The following is a 16,669-nucleotide window of genomic DNA, read 5'->3' on the forward strand; positions in this document are numbered from 1 at the left end:
TGAATAGACATAAAAAATCGGAAACCTACAAACAGGTTTCCGATTGTCTCTCATCAGAAGGATCGGTCAACCGATCCTTATCTGATCTACATTGCAGCCAAAGCCGGGCTTGTTAATTTGCACTTTTCTTACTCAAACCCAGCTCTCACAACACGATCCCTTTTTACGAGTTTTCAACTCCGGGCCTCGTCCATTCAGAATCTGGATGATGGCAACTCAGGGCGCCAGCGCTTCACGGGTAAATTCCGAGTGGTCACACTCGGGGCAGTCGGGAATAACGCCGGGGAACTCAAAGTCCATCTCATGGCCGCAGTTGCTGCAGACCATTTTGCCCTGACTGACGATATCGCCGCTCTGATAATAACCATGGTGTTTGAACTCATGGGCCAGTTCGTGCCACTCCACCTGGCTGCGGTCGCTGATTTCGCCCAGCCAGTGCCAGAGGGTGTTTTCCAGCGTCAGCATAGTGGGGCTGTAACTGATGTCATCTTCCGTTTGGCTCTGAATATAGCTGGCGATATCCCGCTTGAGGAATTCCTCGACCAGAGACAGCTCGGCCTCACCGGCCTGCTGCTTGATAGCCAAATACTCTTTCCCTTCCTTGATAGAATTAAATAAGCTCTTCACTGTCAATGAGTTATCTTGGTCATACTGTTGTTTGACTCTGTCAATCAAGGCCTGATACAGCGCCAGTAACTCCGTACTTCTCTCACTCATGGCCAATACTCCTTTAAGACGAACCTTTCTTAATGACTCACTTCTGGTTTATTCTATGCAGATCTAAACGGCGCAGTATAGCGCGCATGTCAAAATAATGGGCGGCATTGCCGAAAAACCTGATGCAAGAGCAATATAATCCCTCAGAAATCGAAGCCAAAGTGCAAACGCACTGGGCAGAAAAGAAAACTTTTGAAGTCACCGAAGATCCGAGTAAAGAGAAGTTCTACTGCCTCTCTATGTTCCCCTATCCTTCAGGTCGGCTGCATATGGGACACGTGCGTAACTACACCATAGGTGACGTAGTTTCCCGTTTCCAGCGTCTGCAGGGTAAAAATGTGCTTCAGCCCATCGGCTGGGATGCCTTCGGTCTACCGGCAGAAAATGCCGCGATCAAGAACGCTACTGCGCCGGCGCCTTGGACCTATGAAAACATAGATTACATGAAGAACCAGCTGAAAATGCTGGGTTTTGGCTACGACTGGAGCCGTGAAATTGCCACCTGTACCCCGGAATACTATCGCTGGGAACAGTGGTTCTTCACCAAACTGTATGAAAAAGGCTTGGTGTACAAGAAGACCTCTTCGGTCAACTGGTGCCCCAATGACCAGACTGTACTGGCCAACGAACAGGTTATCGATGGTTGCTGCTGGCGCTGCGACACTGTGGTTGAGCAGAAAGAGATCCCTCAGTGGTTTATCAAGATCACTCAGTACGCCGAAGAGCTGCTGAATGATATCGATACCCTCGAAGGTTGGCCTGAGCAGGTCAAGACCATGCAGCGTAACTGGATTGGTCGCTCCGAAGGGGTCGAGATGACCTTCAAGGTGGCCGGTTCCGACGATAGCTTCGACATCTACACCACACGCCCGGATACTGTGATGGGCGTGACCTATGTGGCCATTGCCGCCGGTCACCCGCTGGCCGAGAAAGCCGCCGCCAACAACCCGGCGCTGGCAGCCTTTGTTGAAGAGTGCAAGCAGAGCACCGCCTCCGAGGCCGAGCTGGCCACCATGGAGAAAAAAGGTGTCGATACCGGCCTCAAGGCAATCCACCCGCTGACAGGCGAAGAAGTCCCGGTTTGGGCCGCCAACTTTGTCCTGATGAACTATGGTACCGGCGCCGTGATGTCGGTTCCCGGCCACGACCAGCGTGACTATGAGTTCGCCACCAAGTATGGCCTGGCTATCAAAGGCGTGATTAAGCCTGCCGATGGCGAGCTGGATATCTCTGAAGCCGCTTACACTGAAAAAGGCATACTGTTCAACTCAGGTGACTCATTTCCAGAGCTGGATGGTCTGGACTTTGAAGCCGCCTTCAACGCCATCGCCGACAAGCTGAGTGCCGAAGGCAAAGGCAAGCGCCAGGTTAATTTCCGTCTGCGCGACTGGGGCGTCAGCCGCCAGCGCTACTGGGGCGCACCTATCCCTATGGTGACTCTGGAAGACGGCACTGTGATGCCGACACCTGAAGAACAACTGCCGGTCATTCTGCCGGAAGACGTGGTCATGGATGGGGTCCAAAGCCCAATCAAGGCCGACAAAGAGTGGGCCAAAACCACAGTCAACGGCCAAAATGCCCTGCGCGAAACCGACACCTTCGACACCTTTATGGAGTCCAGCTGGTACTATGCCCGCTACTGCTCGCCCAAGGCAGATCAGATGCTGGATCCAGCCAAGGCCGACTACTGGCTGCCGGTAGATCAATACATAGGCGGTATCGAACACGCCTGTATGCACCTGTTGTACTTCCGTTTCTTCCACAAACTGTTGCGTGATGCCGGTTTGGTTAACTCCAATGAACCTGCCAAGCGTCTGTTGACTCAAGGCATGGTACTGGCCGATGCCTTCTACTACAGCAACGAGAAAGGCGCCCGCGTTTGGGTATCGCCATTGGAAGTGACCGTGGTTGAGAAAGACGACAAGGGTCGGATCCTCAAGGCGGTGGACAGCGAAGGCCATGAACTGACTTACACCGGCATGAGCAAGATGTCCAAGTCGAAGAACAACGGCATCGACCCGCAAGTGATGGTGGAGAAGTACGGCGCAGATACTGTGCGACTGTTCATGATGTTTGCCGCACCACCGGAGCTGACATTGGAATGGCAGGAGTCAGGCGTGGAGGGTGCCCACCGCTTTATCAAGCGTCTGTGGAAACTGGCCCACGACCATATATCCAAGGGCGCGGCTCCAGCGCTGGATATCGTGGCACTGACCGGCGAGCAGAAAGCGCTGCGCCGCGAACTGCACAAGACCATCGCCAAGGTGACCGACGATATCGGCCGCCGTCAGATGTTCAACACCGCCATTGCTGCTGTGATGGAACTGATGAATGCGCTGCAAAAGGCTCCACAGGAAACCGAGCAGGACAGAGCCCTGATGGCCGAAGCCCTGTCGGCCATTGTGCGTCTCTTGTACCCCATCACCCCACACCTGAGCTTCAACCTGTGGCAGGAGCTGGGCATGGAAGGCGATATCGAGTCAGCCAGTTGGCCTGAAACCGACGAATCTGCACTGGTCGAAGACAGCAAGCTTATCGTGGTGCAGGTCAACGGTAAGCTCAGAGCCAAGATCACTGTGGCAGCCGATGCTGCCAAGGAAGAGGTCGAAGCCCTGGGTCTGGCCGATGAGCAGGTGATGAAGCACACCGAAGGCAAGACCATCCGCAAGGTGATCTATGTTCCCGGTAAACTGCTGAACATAGTCGCCAACTGAGAAAAAACAGGACATCCATGCTGAAACTATCTTTAAGCGTGAAGCAGTTGATGTTCGCCCTGCTGGCACTGGTCGTTATCACCAGTGCCGGTTGCGGCTTTCAACTTCAGGGAAGTTATTCCATTCCGCCCGAGCTCAGCAAGCTGAGCCTGGAGAGCAGCGACAAATACAGCGAGCTGAGCCGCCTGGTGCGTGAACGCCTGCGTCTCAACAATGTCGGCATAGAGGAACCCGCCAAGGGCATTCCCCGGCTGGTGTTGCTGAGCGACACTCTGGAGCGCTCAACCTTGTCGCTCTACCCCACAGGCAACGTCGCCGAATATGAACTCATCTACCATGTGCGTTTTGCCGTGTCTCTGCCGGGCAAGGAAGCACAACCTTTCGATGTGGAAATCCGCCGCGATTATCTCGACGATCCCCGCACCGCGCTGGCCAAGAGCCGGGAGATGGAGTTGCTGGTCAAAGAGATGCGCATTCAGGCCGCCGATAACATCATCCAGACTCTGGCCGCCATCGAGGTGAACTGATGCGGGTCTATCCAGATCAGTTACACCGGCAGTTGTCGCCGCTGAAATCCTGCTACCTGCTGCTGGGCGACGATCCCTATCTGCTGGACAGCAGCAAGCGGCAAATCCTGGCTGCCGCCCGCAGCCAAGGCTTTGAAGAAAGGTTACAGCTGACTCAGGAAGCCAACTTCAACTGGCAGGATCTCGCCAACGAATGGCACGCCATGAGCCTGTTTGCCAGTCGCAGAATCATAGAGCTCAACCTGCCCCAGGCCAAGCCGGGTGCAGATGGCGGCGCCATGCTGCAAAGCCTTATTGCCGAACAAAACCCGGATATCTTGCTTATCATCGACGGCCCCAAGCTTGGCCGCGATCAGCAAAACAGCAAATGGTTCAAAACCCTGGACAGTCAAGGTCTTTATGTTCCTTGCGCCACCCCCGAAGGGGCTCAGTTTCAGCGCTGGCTCGACGGCCGTATTCAATACTATCGGCTCAATCTCAAAAACGATGCCAGAGCCATGCTGTATGCCCTCTACGAAGGCAATCTGCTGGCGGCCGATCAGGCGATGCAACTGCTGCAACTGCTGGCCGGAGCCCGTCCTGTGGACAGCGAAGAGCTGAGCCGCTACTTCGAAGACCAATCCCGCTTCAGCGTATTCCAATTGACCGATGCCCTGCTGGCCAACCAACAGGATAAGGCCCAACATATCCTTGCCCAGCTCAAGGCCGAAGAAACCGCCATGCCCATTATCCATTGGGCGCTGCAAAAGGAGCTGACCTTGCTGCTGACGCTGCAATCGGCCCGCAGTCAGGGCGAGAGCCTCAATAGCCTGTTCGGCAAGCATAGAATTTGGGACAAGCGCAAGCCGCTCTATCAGGGCGCCCTCACCCGGCTGAGCCTGGAAGCCATAGAGTCCATGCTGGCTATCGCCTCCAAGTTGGAGCTGGCACTGAAACAGCAAGGCCAGGAAAACTGGACCGGCCTTTCCCATCTGTGTTTGCTGTTCGATCCCAAGGCGGCGCGCCACCTTGGCCATATTGAGTTCGACTGAGGAGACAGGATGCGTATCGGGCTGATGGGCGGTACTTTCGACCCAGTTCACTATGGTCACCTCAAACCCGCAGCCGAAGTCAAAGCCCGGCTAGAGCTGGATAAGCTCTGGTTGCTGCCGAACCATATTCCGCCGCACAAGGCCAAGGCCACCGCCAGCAGCGAGCAGCGCCTGGCCATGCTTAAACTGGCCTGCGACGAGTTCCCCGATATGGACATTTGCGATATCGAGCTCAAGCGCAATGCCCCCTCCTATAGCGTCGCGACGCTGGAAGCGCTGCAGCAGGCTTTCCCAGGCGCCGAATTTCAATTCATCATGGGTACAGATTCCTTGCTGTCGCTGCCGAGCTGGCATCAATGGCAGCGGCTGTTTTCTCTGTGTAACCTGGTGGTTTGCCAGCGCCCGGACTGGCACCTGCCAAAGGACGCCGAAATCCAAACCGAACTGGCCCAAAGAGGCTGCTCGGTCACCCAGGCCTTGGCGGCAAGAGTCTGTGACGATGCAAATGGCAATGGCAGTAGCGGTGGCATTGAAAAAGCACAATACGGCAAAATCATCAGCCTCTCGGTCAAGCCGCAGCCTTTCTCCTCCACGGCCATTCGCCGCGCCATCGCTGCCGGAGACATAAATGCCTGCCGCGCCGCCATGCCCAAAGCCGTGCTCGAGTATATAGTCGCAAACCGCCTCTATCTTGGCGGTTAACTGCGGTGGATGGACGATAAATGCTATGGGACTTGCCCGCCAGCGCTGATATACTACTGCGCTTGATCAAAAACATGAGAGGATCTTCAGCGTGCAAGGCACAGAACTGAAACAATTTGTTGTCGACAAGGTCGATGATCTCAAGGCTCGGGACATAGTCGTGCTGGATGTCAGCAAAAAGTCCAACGTGACCGACTTTATGGTTATCTGCTCAGGCACATCCAAGACCCATGTTCGCGCCATTGCTGAAAATGTGGTTGCCGAAGCCAAGCAAGCCGGCATGCAACCTCAGGGCGTAGAAGGCCGCGACAGCAGCGACTGGGTTCTGGTGGATCTGGGTGATGTGATTCTGCATGTGATGCAGGAGCAAACCCGCGAACATTACCAGTTGGAAAAACTCTGGTCTGACGCCAACGCCTGATGAAACTGCAACTCGTCGCCGTAGGCACCAAAATGCCGGACTGGGTCAGCAAGGGTTTCGCCGAGTACCAGCGCCGCTTCCCCAGGGACATGGCGCTGGAGCTGGTTGAAATTCCCGCCGGCAAGCGGGGCAAGAATGCCGATATCGCCCGTATTCTGCAAAAAGAGGGCGAAGCCATGTTGGCCGCGATCCCCAAGGGCAACCATATCGTCACTCTGGATCTGCCGGGCAGGAACTGGACAACTCCGGAACTCGCCTCTGCCATGGAGAAATGGCAGCTCGATGGCCGGGATGTCAGCCTGCTGATTGGTGGCCCGGAAGGCTTGGCTCCCGCCTGTAAACAAGCCGCCAGCCAAAGCTGGTGTCTGTCGGCCCTGACCCTGCCCCACCCCTTGGTGAGAGTCGTGGTGGCCGAGAGTCTTTACCGGGCCTGGAGCATCAACAACAATCATCCCTACCACAGGGAATAAGGCGCCCAAGAGCCACTTGCATTAGCTGACTTTGCATTAACAGTTTGAGCCGGAGAGAATCCATTGCCGCGTAGAAAGCGAATAACCATGCATGATCACGCCGCCGAGGCGGCACTGTTCAAACGCCGGGCGCTGTTTACCTTTGTCTGCGTGGTCGCTTTGCTTAGCCTGTTGCTCGGCAACCTCTACTATCTGCAGGTGGTGTCTTTCAAAGACTACGAAACCCGCTCCAATGATAACCGTATCCGAGTGGTACCGCTGGCACCCAGCCGCGGCCTGATCTATGACCGCAACGGCAAGCTGCTGGCAGAGAACCTGCCCTTCTACACCCTGGAAGTGATCCCGGAGAAGGTGAAGAACATGCAGCAGACGCTGGATGAACTCTCAACCGTTATCGACCTCAGTCAGGATGAGCGCGACAGCTTCACCGAGTCACTGAAATATCACCGTCGCTTCAAGCCCTTGCCGCTCAAGACCCGGCTGACGGAAGATGAGGTGGCCCTATTCAGTGTTAACCAACACAAGTTCGATGGTTTCTATGTTGATGCCGGTCTTAAACGCCACTACCCCTACAGCAGCCTGCTAACCCATGTGCTGGGCTATGTCGGCAAAATCAACTCCAAGGACAGAGACGCACTGGAACGCTCCGGCAGTTGGAAGAACTATGCCGCCACCAAGGACATAGGCAAACAGGGGATAGAAAAATTCTATGAGAGCCTGCTCCACGGCCTGCCCGGGCATTTGGAGGAAGAGGTCAATAACCTGGGGCGCAGTGTTCGCACCCTCAAAGTGACCCAGCCCGAGCCAGGACAGGATATCTACCTGACACTGGATCTGCAGCTGCAGCAAAAAGCCACTGAACTCTTGGATGGCCGCCGCGGCTCAATCGTGGCAATAGACCCAAGAGACGGCGGTATTCTGGCCATGGTCTCCAGCCCTAGCTATGACCCGAACCAGTTTGTGCACGGGATCAGTTCCAAGGCCTACAGCGAGCTGCTCAACAGCCGCTCGCGCCCCTTGATTAACCGCGCAACCCAAGGGCAATATGCTCCGGCCTCCACGGTCAAACCACATCTGGCACTCCTGGGGCTGGAAGATCAAACCATTAGCGAGAAGACCCGCATCTGGGATCCCGGCTTTTGGCAGATCCCTGGGGTCGACCGTAAATATCGCGACTGGAAACGCTGGGGCCACGGCTGGGTGGATGTCTATGACTCTATAGTCAACTCCTGCGATACCTTTTATTACGACATGGCCTACAAGGTGGGCATCGACAAGATTTCCGGCTTTATGGATCAATTCGGCTTCGGTCAGAATACCGGGGTGGATATCTTCGAAGAGTCTGCCGGGGTAATGCCATCGAGAGACTGGAAACGCCTCAAGTACAACCAACCCTGGTACATAGGCGACACCATCTCGGTCGGGATTGGCCAGGGTTACTGGACCACCACGCCATTGCAACTGGCCAATGCCACAGCCATTTTGGCCAACCGCGGCAAGCGTTTTACCCCGCACCTACTCAAGGCCATCAAGGACAACACAGCCCGCATTGAGACGCCGGTAGATGAAAGGCCGCCGATAGTGCTGAAAAACAAAAACAACTGGGAGATCATCAACGAGGCGATGCGCCGCACCGCGCAGAAGAGTCGCTTCACTGATGCCAGTTATACCGCAGCGATGAAGACAGGTACCGCCCAGGTCTTCAGCGTTGCCGAAGATGAGAAGTATGATGCGGACACCATTGACGAGCATCTGCGCGACAACGCGCTGATCATTGCCTATGCCCCCTACGAAAATCCGAAAATAGTGCTGGCGGTGGTACTGGAAAACGCCGGTTGGGGCGGCGCCAACGCCGGGCCGGTTGCCCGGGCCATGCTGGACGAATATCTGCTACGGGATACCTGGGAGTTGAAACATGAGCCACAGCCGTAAACCCAATATCTGGCAGAAGATGCATATCGATCTGCCGTTGCTGCTCGGCATCCTGGGCCTGATGGGCTTTGGCCTGTTCGTCATCTATTCTGCCAGCGGCGAAGACCTGGCCATGATGGAGCGGCAGCTGTTCCGCATGGGGTTGTCTCTCGGACTCATGCTGATTCTTGCCCAGATTAACCCCGAGGTATTTCGCCGCTGGGCACTGCCCATCTATATTGCCGGGGTCGCGCTGCTGCTGGGGGTACATTTCTTCGGTGAGATCAACAAGGGCGCCCAACGCTGGCTCAACCTGGGCTTTATGGAGTTTCAGCCGTCTGAACTGATGAAACTGGCCTTCCCGATCACCATGGCCTGGTTTATCTCCAAGTTTCCTTTGCCGCCGAAGAAGCGTTATCTGGCCGGTGCCGGGGTGATTTTGCTGATCCCTACTCTGCTTATCGCCAAACAGCCGGATCTCGGCACCTCAATTCTAGTGGCCGCTTCGGGGATTTTTGTACTGTTTCTCTCCGGCATGAGCTGGGCCATTGTCGGCGGTTTTATCGCCGCCGTGTTGGCGCTGCTGCCGATTCTATGGTTCTTTTTGATGCACGACTACCAGCGCAATCGGGTGATGACCTTGCTGGATCCCGAGGCCGATCCACTCGGTACCGGCTACCACATCATTCAGTCCAAAATTGCCATAGGTTCAGGCGGACTCTGGGGCAAGGGCTGGCTCGATGGTACTCAGTCGCAACTGGAGTTTTTGCCGGAGCGTCATACCGACTTTATCTTCGCCGTGATCGGCGAGGAGTTTGGCCTCATCGGCAGTTTGCTGCTGTTGGCGCTCTATCTCTATGTGATCGGCCGCGGCCTGGTGATCGCCTCCAGAGCCCAAACCAGTTTTGCCCGCTTGCTGGCCGGCTCGCTGACACTCACCTTCTTCGTTTATGTGTTTGTGAATATCGGCATGGTGTCCGGTATTTTACCCGTGGTGGGAGTCCCGCTGCCGCTGATAAGTTATGGCGGCACCTCTATGCTGACATTGATGGCCGCTTTTGGCATTCTAATGAGTATTCACACCCATAGACGCTTCATCGACAGATAGGAACGCCTTAGATGCCGACATTCAAAAAGCTGCTCGCCCCACTGGGCCTGCTGCTGAGTCTCAACCTCAGCGCCTGTGCCACCGCCGAGGTGCCCACTTCCGAGCAGCTCAAACAGGATTTTATCAAACAGCAACAAAGCCAAGGCTTTAGCCAGCAAGAAGTCGAAAGCTTTCTCGCCTCGGCCCAAAAAAACCAGGCGGTATTGGACGCAATTTCCAGCCCTTGGGAGGCTAAACCCTGGCATCAGTACTACCCCATTTTTCTGACCGAAAAGCGCCTCGAAGCCGGGCTGAGTTTCTGGCAACAGCACGAACAGAGCATAGCGCGCGCCGCCAAGACCTACGGCGTGGATCCGCAAATCATAGTCGCCATTATCGGTATTGAAACCTTCTACGGCGGTTACATGGGCAAGTACCCTGTGATCGATGCCCTCTATACCCTGGGGTTCTACTACCCGCCACGGGCGACTTTCTTTCGCGGCGAGTTTGCCAGACTGATGACGCTGCTTAAAGAGGAGCAACTCGATAAGGAAACCCTCCTGGGCTCCTACGCCGGTGCTATGGGCTATGGCCAGTTTATTCCCTCAAGCTATCTGGCCTACGCGGTCGACTTTGACGGTGACGGCAAGCGGGATCTGCTGGGCAGTGTCGACGATGCCATAGGTTCAGTAGCCAACTATTTTCACCGTCACGGCTGGAAAGCCGGTGAGCCGGTGGCGCTGGAGCTGAGCACCACGGCCACGCCCAAGGCCAAGGTCTGGAAGGGAGAAAAGCTCAATTACCAAGTGGCCGATATCCTCTCTCCCGAGGTGGCACTGAAGGAAAACCGGGATCTGGATGCCAGCCAAAAAGCGCTTCTTATCGAGTTGGAACAGGCCGATGCCAAAGACTATTGGCTGGGGCTGAACAACTTCTATGTGATCACCCGTTACAATCGCAGCCCGCTGTACGCCATGGCGGTTTATCAATTCAGTGAACAACTCAAAGCCCACCATGACAAGACTTAAACTATTGCTGCCGCTGACGGCTTCGATTCTGCTGGCCGCCTGTGCCGGCAACTCGGGCCGTTACACCATGAAAGATGATAGGCCTCCGGCCGATGCCCCGGATGTCTCCAAGGTGGAAGATGCCCACCCCAGGTTCGAGCCCTACAGCAAACAGGGCAACAGGGATTACCAGGTCAGAGGAAAATCTTATCAGGTGATGCCATCCGGCAGAGGTTACAAGGCCGAAGGGCTGGCATCCTGGTATGGCGCCAAGTTTCACGGCCATCTGACCTCCAACGGTGAAACCTATGACATGTACTCCATGTCGGCGGCGCACAAGACATTGCCACTGCCCAGTTATGTCCGGGTCACCAACCTGGCCAACAACAAGAGCGCGGTGGTCAGGGTCAATGACCGTGGCCCTTTTCACCCCGACCGGGTGATAGATCTATCCTACGCCGCGGCGTACCGACTGGACATGCTGAAGACAGGCACCGCCAGGGTGAGGCTGGAAGTCCTGTTTGAGGACAGTGAAGAGAGCCAGACCATGGCCGAACTTCGCAGCGATAATCTGCACTATGTACAGGTGATGGCATCTGGCTCGCGCGAACGTCTGCTCGAGTTGGCATCCACACTTGAAGCCAAATACCAGGTCAAGAGCCGAATCACAGATGCCAAGCCGGTATACAGGCTGCAACTCGGGCCGGTCAGCCATGAAGGTATTGCCGCCAAATTGCTGGAAAAGCTGAAGCAGGAAGGCTTCCCGGGCAGCTATATGGTGACTGAACCAAAATCATAAGCGTTCAAAATTCCACCATATTTTTAACTAATTAAGGAACCTTAACTGAAATTTCCGGTCGACTAATGTTATACTCGCTGCGAATTTCAGCATATTTTCCGACTCCAACCAGAAGACGTATTCAGGTAATGATGAATTTTGTAAAAAGTCCCGCGAAAGCCTTTCTGTTGTTCGCCTGTGCCTCAGTTTCCGCCGCACAGGCCAACAATGCCCCGATAGTCGTCCCAGATGCACCGGATGTTGCCGCCAAGGCCTATGTCTTGATGGATTACAACTCAGGGCGCTTACTGGCGGAAAATAACGCCTATGAAAGCCTCAACCCAGCCAGCCTGACCAAGATGATGACCAGCTATGTCATAGGTCAGGAGATCAAGGCGGGTAACGTCTCTGCCGATGACGATGTGACCATCAGCAAGAACGCCTGGTCGAAGAACTTCCCCGACTCCTCCAAGATGTTTATCGAAGTCGGCAAGACGGTTAAAGTCTCGGATCTGAACCGAGGTATCATCATCCAATCCGGTAACGATGCCTGTGTCGCCATGGCCGAGCACATTGCCGGAACCGAAGGCGCTTTCGTCGATCTGATGAACTCCTGGGCCAAGCAGCTGGGCATGCGTGACAGCTACTTTGAAAACTCCCACGGCCTGGATTCGGACAACCACAAGTCCACCGCCTATGATATGGCGCTGCTGGGCGCGGCCCTCATCCGTGATGTACCCGACGAATACGATATCTATAAGGAAAAGTCTTTTACCTACAACGGAATCAAGCAGTACAACCGTAACGGCCTCTTGTGGGATAACAGCCTCAATGTCGACGGTATCAAGACAGGCCACACCTCGGGTGCCGGCTATAACCTGGTATCCTCAGCCACCAAAGACGGCATGCGCCTGATTGCCGTGGTCATGGGCACCAAGAGTGAAGCCGCCCGTAAGGCCGAGAGCAAGAAACTGCTCAACTATGGCTTCCGTTTCTTTGAAACCATCACCCCTTACAAGGCCGGTGACAGCTTTGTCACCCAGAAGATCTGGTACGGCGACCGTGACACAGTGGACTTGGGTGTAACCACTGACACTCCTGTGACCATCAACCGGGGCCAGGCTAAAAACCTGCAAGCCAACTTCGAACTGACCAAAGAGCTGACCGCACCGCTGGCCAAGGGTGAAGTCGTCGGCCGGGTATACTTCCAACTCGACGGTAAAGACATTGCTCAGTTCCCACTGGTGACATTGGAAGAAGTCAACGAAGGCAGCTGGTTCAGCAAGCTGATGGACTACTTCAAGCAGATGTTTGCCGGCTGGTTCAACTAAGCCGATAAATAGTGAGAGAATGCCGCCTGCGGGCGGCATTCTTGTATCTGCCCAAAACAGTGATATCCGCAATGCCTAAGGTCATTTATCCTTGCAGCGCAAGAATAAAGCAGAAATGAGCGGGCCTTGATGGATTTTTTTGCTATACTCCGCGCCCGCCCGGGTTATCCCGGCACTTGGCGTTTACTCAGGCCTGAGCTTCCGGCATTTGGGCCGCCGACACCCGAAACAGCTAAGACACACGCCAAGCGGTTGAATACAGGAATATCGAGATGAAGTTTGAATCTTACAGTTTTGCCCCCGAAATACTCCGTGCGCTCAAAGAGTGCGGTTATGAGAGCATGACACCGATTCAGAGACAGGCCATCCCTGCGGTTCGCCGTGGTCAGGACGTACTGGCCAGCGCCCAGACGGGCACAGGCAAGACAGCCGCCTTTGTGCTGCCTATTTTGCAGCGCCTGCAGGATAACCCGCTCGAACTCAAACCCGGCAATATCCGGGCCCTGATCCTGGCACCGACCCGTGAGCTGGTGTCCCAGGTTGCCGACAATGCCCGCCAATACGGCAAATACCTGCAGTTGTCGGTGGCCACCCTGTTTGGCGGCGTCAAGTCGGCATCTCAGGTCAACAAGCTCAAACAAGGCGCCGACATAGTGGTGGCCACTCCGGGGCGTTTGCTGGAACAACTACTGGCCGGTAACCTGAGTCTGGGCTCGCTGGAAGTGCTGGTATTGGATGAAGCAGACCGTATGCTGGATATGGGCTTTATCAACGATATCAACAAAATACTTCAGAGCGCCGCCAAGCAGCGGCAAAATCTGATGTTCTCGGCCACCTTCTCTGGCGCGGTAAGGCGCCTGGCCGATGAGATAATGAACAAGCCCAAGGTCATCACGGCCGACCGCCAGAACACCACAGCGGTGACCGTCAGCCAGGTGGTCTACCCGGTAGAGCAGCGCCGCAAGCGTGAACTCCTGTCTGAGCTTATCGGGCGCAAGAACTGGCAGCAGGTGCTGGTGTTTACCGCCACCCGTGAAGATGCGGATCATCTGGTCAAGGAGCTGAATCTCGACGGTATCGCCAGTGCCGTAGTGCACAGTGAAAAAGCCCAGGGCAGCCGCCGCCGGGCGCTCAGAGAATTCAAGGAAGGCAAGGTACGGGTGTTGGTATCCACCGAAGTGGCCGCCCGCGGCCTGGATATTCCGGATCTCGAGTATGTGGTCAATTACGATCTGCCCTTCCTGGCAGAAGACTATGTGCACCGTATCGGTCGCACCGGCCGTGCCGGCAAGACGGGGGTCGCCATCTCTTTTGTCAGCCGCGAAGAAGAGCGCACTCTGGCCGACATCGAAAAACTGATCGGCCAAAAACTCAAGCGCATCATGATGCCAGGCTATGAAGTGAGTAATCGCGATCTCCTGCTCAAGCAACTGCAAAAGCGCCGCAGCTTCGCCAAGAAAAAGCCGGGCGCCAGCAGCGCCTCGGAGCAGGTCGCAGCGGAAAAGAGCATGTCCGGCCGCAGAGTTAAGGTTAAAGTCGGCTCCAGCGGCATCAAGCCCAAGAAGCTCAAATGAGCCGCCCCGCTTAACGGGCTTTTGCTCCTATGTTGAACCATTAAAAAGCCGCGCACTGCGCGGCTTTTGGCTAGTTGAGTTTTAGCTGGATTTATCACTGGCTGGAAACACTTGCATTCTCAGCGGCAAAGCTTGCTCCCCTAAGAGACAAGCGCTCACCGCGATTGAGATAGGTGGTGCAAGCCACCCGCAGCAAGGATGCAAAATTGCTGACTCGCCCTTCCTTGCAGCAGGCCTCTTGGTGGATACGGCTGAGGCACTCACCGAGACTCAACCCCGCCTCGGCAGCGATATCCTCCAGCAACTGCCAAAAAATCGCTTCCAGGCGAATACTGGTGACGACGCCACCCAAACGCACCGAGCGGGTTTTCAACTCAAACAAGGCGGGAGCCGCCCCGGAATAGATTTCACACATAGCATCTCCGGCCAAGTGAAAGACCCGTTTAGATGACCTTTTCCGTCAGAGCGGACAAGGCCCTGGGCAGTGGAATTCAGAGCAAGGCATGGAACTGCGCCAACCACTGAGGATGGGCAGGCCAAGCCGGCGCTGTAACCAACTTGCCGTCAGTAATCGCTTCTGTCACCTCGATATCGGCATATTCACCACCGGCTTGGCGTACTTCGGGGGCACAGGCGGGATAAGCCGATACCTTCTTGCCCTGCACCACTCCTGCGGCGGTCAGCAGTTGCGCCCCATGGCAGACGGCGGCAATCGGCTTATCCGCCTTGGCAAAAGCCCTCACCAGCTCAAGCACTTCATCATAGAGGCGCAGATACTCAGGTGCTCGGCCGCCGGGGATCAGCAGCGCATCAAAGTCATCGGCACTTATCTGTTCAAAGTCACCGTTGAGAACGAAATTGTGCCCAGGTTTTTCACTGTAGGTTTGATCGCCTTCAAAATCATGAATAGCCGTCCTGACAGTATCACCGGCCTCTTTTTCAGGGCACACGGCAGTCACCTTATGGCCCACCATCTGCAGCGCCTGAAACGGCACCATAATTTCATAGTCTTCCACATAATCACCGGCAAGGATCAATACGTTAGCCATTGTCTTCTCCTGTTATTCCATCGACTCACCATCAGATTCATCTTAACCAAGCCCATAGAGGCAGAGGTAACAACCGGCTACTACCTCACTCTGTTCATTAAACAACCCAGTTGCCCGGCAGACAAGAGATATCCTTGAGATTGAAAAATTTACAGTAAGATAGCTGCGAAGACAGATCGGATAACTGTCTTACTGATAACCATTGTGGTGGTTTTTCTTTGTCTACCTGATATTGATAACTGCAGCATAGGGTATACTCAGCGCGCGATCCATATCTCTTACACGCGGAAAAACAATGACAGAACAAAGCTACAATCAGGCCTTGCTGGCATTAACCCAAGCCGGCCTCGCTGCTTTGGCGGAACGTAACCATGCCGCCGGCAGCATCAAGACCCCGGCAGCGGAAAGTCATTTCCTCTGCAACTGGATGGTGCAGTCACTAAAAGAGAAACGTTTCTCAAAGTTAGTGGCAGAAGATCTCACTCGCTGGATAAGAGAGGGCCGAAGCCTGGGGGCCGGTGCCAAGTTACCCGAGGTGCTTCAACGTATCCAGGCGCAGTATCTGCCAGCCATCAATAATGCCGCAGTGGGGCAATCGCTCCAGAACCTGATTGCCGAGCTCCAAGCCGAAGGCTGGCTCGTCATCCTCAACTGTGAAGTAAGCGGTAAACTCAAATTAGACAGCCAGGGGCAAAACAGCTTGGTGATCTCCACCGAGCAGCATCAGCAGCATCTGCTCGATGGCAAATTGATCAAACCCATCACCCTTTACATCCGCGCCGACGAGCAGTTGATTGCCCAGTTTGCTGTCAAACATGCGCTTCTATTCAGCCAGGGGGATAAGAAAGCCAGTTGCATCAAGCACCATAAGGCTTATCGACTCTATCCTGATAACCAACAGCCCGCATTGGCATTGCTCAAGGCTTAACTTTCAGCATCGGAAATGACCTTGGAAATGGCACTGGCGAACACTCTCACCGCAAGAGCCAAATAACATTGATTGGGCTTCCAGCCCATTGCCTGCCGCAGGCTTATGCACAGGCGCCCCTATGACTCGCTGCGAGTACGTCCCTGTTAGCTCTGCCTCGCCATCCCTGGCTCGGAAGGTCACAGTTCCACCTGTGCCTGGAAAATAGGCGTATGTCTGTAGCTGAATACGACTCTGTGTGGGAAGACTTGCACCAATTCCCCCTCAGTGTCGCCGAAAGCCGTTGGCGCAAATAACGTGGCTGAGGCATGGATGCCGAAGCAGCGACAGTCGAATCAGGGATGAGCGTCTGAAGCGATAGTTATTTGCGCCATTAGGCCGAGGGGCTTTCGACACCGTGTGGGGCGGCAAGGGAGATCCAA

At 55.1% G+C, this 16,669-nt stretch carries 16 protein-coding genes; 13 read left to right on the forward strand and 3 right to left on the reverse strand.

Features of this window, described 5'->3' with window-relative positions; all coding sequences use genetic code 11:
- Positions 1 to 216 precede the first annotated feature (216 nt).
- Positions 217 to 717 (reverse strand): zinc ribbon-containing protein, encoded by a 501-nt coding sequence (locus ACMHXE_RS09350; RefSeq protein ID WP_071477041.1) that lies wholly within the window; start codon positions 715 to 717, stop codon positions 217 to 219.
- 122 nt (positions 718 to 839) lie between these two features.
- Here ACMHXE_RS09350 and leuS point away from each other — a divergent pair, with 122 nt between their 5' ends.
- The 12 genes from leuS to ACMHXE_RS09410 all read left to right on the forward strand — a co-directional run bounded on the left by leuS (position 840) and on the right by ACMHXE_RS09410 (position 14,270).
- A complete protein-coding gene (leuS, locus tag ACMHXE_RS09355; protein ID WP_412501890.1) occupies positions 840 to 3,431 on the forward strand; it encodes a leucine--tRNA ligase in 2,592 nt (863 codons plus the stop codon).
- A 17-nt stretch (positions 3,432 to 3,448) separates the two neighbouring features.
- Positions 3,449 to 3,958 carry an LPS assembly lipoprotein LptE gene (lptE, locus tag ACMHXE_RS09360; protein ID WP_071237165.1) on the forward strand — a complete coding sequence of 170 codons (510 nt, stop codon included), beginning with the start codon at positions 3,449 to 3,451 and terminating at the stop codon, positions 3,956 to 3,958.
- Positions 3,958 to 4,989 (forward strand): DNA polymerase III subunit delta, encoded by a 1,032-nt coding sequence (gene holA, locus ACMHXE_RS09365; RefSeq protein WP_412496441.1) that lies wholly within the window; start codon positions 3,958 to 3,960, stop codon positions 4,987 to 4,989. The genes lptE and holA overlap by 1 nt, the downstream gene beginning before the upstream one ends.
- Before the next feature lie 9 nt (positions 4,990 to 4,998).
- Positions 4,999 to 5,691 (forward strand): nicotinate-nucleotide adenylyltransferase, encoded by a 693-nt coding sequence (gene nadD, locus ACMHXE_RS09370; protein WP_226564718.1) that lies wholly within the window; start codon positions 4,999 to 5,001, stop codon positions 5,689 to 5,691.
- Positions 5,692 to 5,782: 91 nt separating this feature from the next.
- Positions 5,783 to 6,112 (forward strand): ribosome silencing factor, encoded by a 330-nt coding sequence (rsfS, locus tag ACMHXE_RS09375; RefSeq protein ID WP_025011675.1) that lies wholly within the window; start codon positions 5,783 to 5,785, stop codon positions 6,110 to 6,112.
- Positions 6,112 to 6,582, forward strand: a complete 471-nt coding sequence (gene rlmH, locus ACMHXE_RS09380) for a 23S rRNA (pseudouridine(1915)-N(3))-methyltransferase RlmH (protein WP_039034324.1) — start codon at positions 6,112 to 6,114, stop codon at positions 6,580 to 6,582. Before rsfS ends, rlmH begins: the two co-directional genes overlap by 1 nt.
- An 87-nt stretch (positions 6,583 to 6,669) precedes the next feature.
- Positions 6,670 to 8,514 (forward strand): penicillin-binding protein 2, encoded by a 1,845-nt coding sequence (gene mrdA / locus ACMHXE_RS09385; protein ID WP_373296846.1) that lies wholly within the window; start codon positions 6,670 to 6,672, stop codon positions 8,512 to 8,514.
- Positions 8,498 to 9,601 (forward strand): rod shape-determining protein RodA, encoded by a 1,104-nt coding sequence (gene rodA / locus ACMHXE_RS09390; RefSeq protein WP_101055798.1) that lies wholly within the window; start codon positions 8,498 to 8,500, stop codon positions 9,599 to 9,601. The genes mrdA and rodA overlap by 17 nt, the downstream gene beginning before the upstream one ends.
- Positions 9,602 to 9,612: 11 nt before the next feature.
- Entirely contained in the window at positions 9,613 to 10,608 is a 996-nt protein-coding gene (mltB, locus tag ACMHXE_RS09395) for a lytic murein transglycosylase B (RefSeq protein WP_412501893.1), read from the forward strand.
- Positions 10,595 to 11,386, forward strand: coding sequence for a septal ring lytic transglycosylase RlpA family protein (locus ACMHXE_RS09400; protein ID WP_413732075.1), 792 nt, complete (start codon positions 10,595 to 10,597; stop codon positions 11,384 to 11,386). Before mltB ends, ACMHXE_RS09400 begins: the two co-directional genes overlap by 14 nt.
- A gap of 128 nt (positions 11,387 to 11,514) precedes the next feature.
- The gene (locus ACMHXE_RS09405) at positions 11,515 to 12,696 is read left to right on the forward strand and encodes a serine hydrolase (protein ID WP_101055801.1); all 1,182 of its coding nucleotides are present in this window, start codon (positions 11,515 to 11,517) and stop codon (positions 12,694 to 12,696) included.
- A gap of 272 nt (positions 12,697 to 12,968) precedes the next feature.
- Complete coding sequence (locus ACMHXE_RS09410) at positions 12,969 to 14,270, forward strand: DEAD/DEAH box helicase (protein WP_039034330.1); 1,302 nt, start codon at positions 12,969 to 12,971, stop codon at positions 14,268 to 14,270.
- A gap of 94 nt (positions 14,271 to 14,364) precedes the next feature.
- Here ACMHXE_RS09410 and ACMHXE_RS09415 read toward each other — a convergent pair whose 3' ends face one another.
- Together ACMHXE_RS09415 and ACMHXE_RS09420 are read right to left on the reverse strand one after the other, a co-directional pair.
- The gene (locus ACMHXE_RS09415; RefSeq protein WP_054745756.1) at positions 14,365 to 14,685 is read right to left on the reverse strand and encodes a ribbon-helix-helix domain-containing protein; all 321 of its coding nucleotides are present in this window, start codon (positions 14,683 to 14,685) and stop codon (positions 14,365 to 14,367) included.
- A gap of 76 nt (positions 14,686 to 14,761) precedes the next feature.
- Entirely contained in the window at positions 14,762 to 15,319 is a 558-nt protein-coding gene (locus ACMHXE_RS09420; RefSeq protein WP_028781593.1) for a DJ-1/PfpI family protein, read from the reverse strand.
- A 295-nt stretch (positions 15,320 to 15,614) separates the two neighbouring features.
- Between ACMHXE_RS09420 and ACMHXE_RS09425 the strand changes: the two genes are divergently transcribed.
- Positions 15,615 to 16,247, forward strand: coding sequence for a DUF2913 family protein (locus tag ACMHXE_RS09425; protein ID WP_413732077.1), 633 nt, complete (start codon positions 15,615 to 15,617; stop codon positions 16,245 to 16,247).
- Positions 16,248 to 16,669 lie beyond the last annotated feature (422 nt).

The organism is Shewanella sp. BJSY2023SW007, assembly GCF_047314525.1.
Lineage (GTDB): Bacteria > Pseudomonadota > Gammaproteobacteria > Enterobacterales > Shewanellaceae > Shewanella > Shewanella chilikensis.

What these genes read in the sequence shown, in the direction of transcription:
- ACMHXE_RS09350 (WP_071477041.1), bottom strand. Translation starts at nt 717, where the DNA reads ATGAGTGAGAGAAGTACGGAGTTACTGGCGCTGTATCAGGCCTTGATT.
- leuS (WP_412501890.1), top strand. Translation starts at nt 840, where the DNA reads ATGCAAGAGCAATATAATCCCTCAGAAATCGAAGCCAAAGTGCAAACG.
- lptE (WP_071237165.1), top strand. Translation starts at nt 3,449, where the DNA reads ATGCTGAAACTATCTTTAAGCGTGAAGCAGTTGATGTTCGCCCTGCTG.
- holA (WP_412496441.1), top strand. Translation starts at nt 3,958, where the DNA reads ATGCGGGTCTATCCAGATCAGTTACACCGGCAGTTGTCGCCGCTGAAA.
- nadD (WP_226564718.1), top strand. Translation starts at nt 4,999, where the DNA reads ATGCGTATCGGGCTGATGGGCGGTACTTTCGACCCAGTTCACTATGGT.
- rlmH (WP_039034324.1), top strand. Translation starts at nt 6,112, where the DNA reads ATGAAACTGCAACTCGTCGCCGTAGGCACCAAAATGCCGGACTGGGTC.
- mrdA (WP_373296846.1), top strand. Translation starts at nt 6,670, where the DNA reads ATGCATGATCACGCCGCCGAGGCGGCACTGTTCAAACGCCGGGCGCTG.
- rodA (WP_101055798.1), top strand. Translation starts at nt 8,498, where the DNA reads ATGAGCCACAGCCGTAAACCCAATATCTGGCAGAAGATGCATATCGAT.
- mltB (WP_412501893.1), top strand. Translation starts at nt 9,613, where the DNA reads ATGCCGACATTCAAAAAGCTGCTCGCCCCACTGGGCCTGCTGCTGAGT.
- ACMHXE_RS09400 (WP_413732075.1), top strand. Translation starts at nt 10,595, where the DNA reads ATGACAAGACTTAAACTATTGCTGCCGCTGACGGCTTCGATTCTGCTG.
- ACMHXE_RS09405 (WP_101055801.1), top strand. Translation starts at nt 11,515, where the DNA reads ATGATGAATTTTGTAAAAAGTCCCGCGAAAGCCTTTCTGTTGTTCGCC.
- ACMHXE_RS09410 (WP_039034330.1), top strand. Translation starts at nt 12,969, where the DNA reads ATGAAGTTTGAATCTTACAGTTTTGCCCCCGAAATACTCCGTGCGCTC.
- ACMHXE_RS09415 (WP_054745756.1), bottom strand. Translation starts at nt 14,685, where the DNA reads ATGTGTGAAATCTATTCCGGGGCGGCTCCCGCCTTGTTTGAGTTGAAA.
- ACMHXE_RS09420 (WP_028781593.1), bottom strand. Translation starts at nt 15,319, where the DNA reads ATGGCTAACGTATTGATCCTTGCCGGTGATTATGTGGAAGACTATGAA.
- ACMHXE_RS09425 (WP_413732077.1), top strand. Translation starts at nt 15,615, where the DNA reads ATGACAGAACAAAGCTACAATCAGGCCTTGCTGGCATTAACCCAAGCC.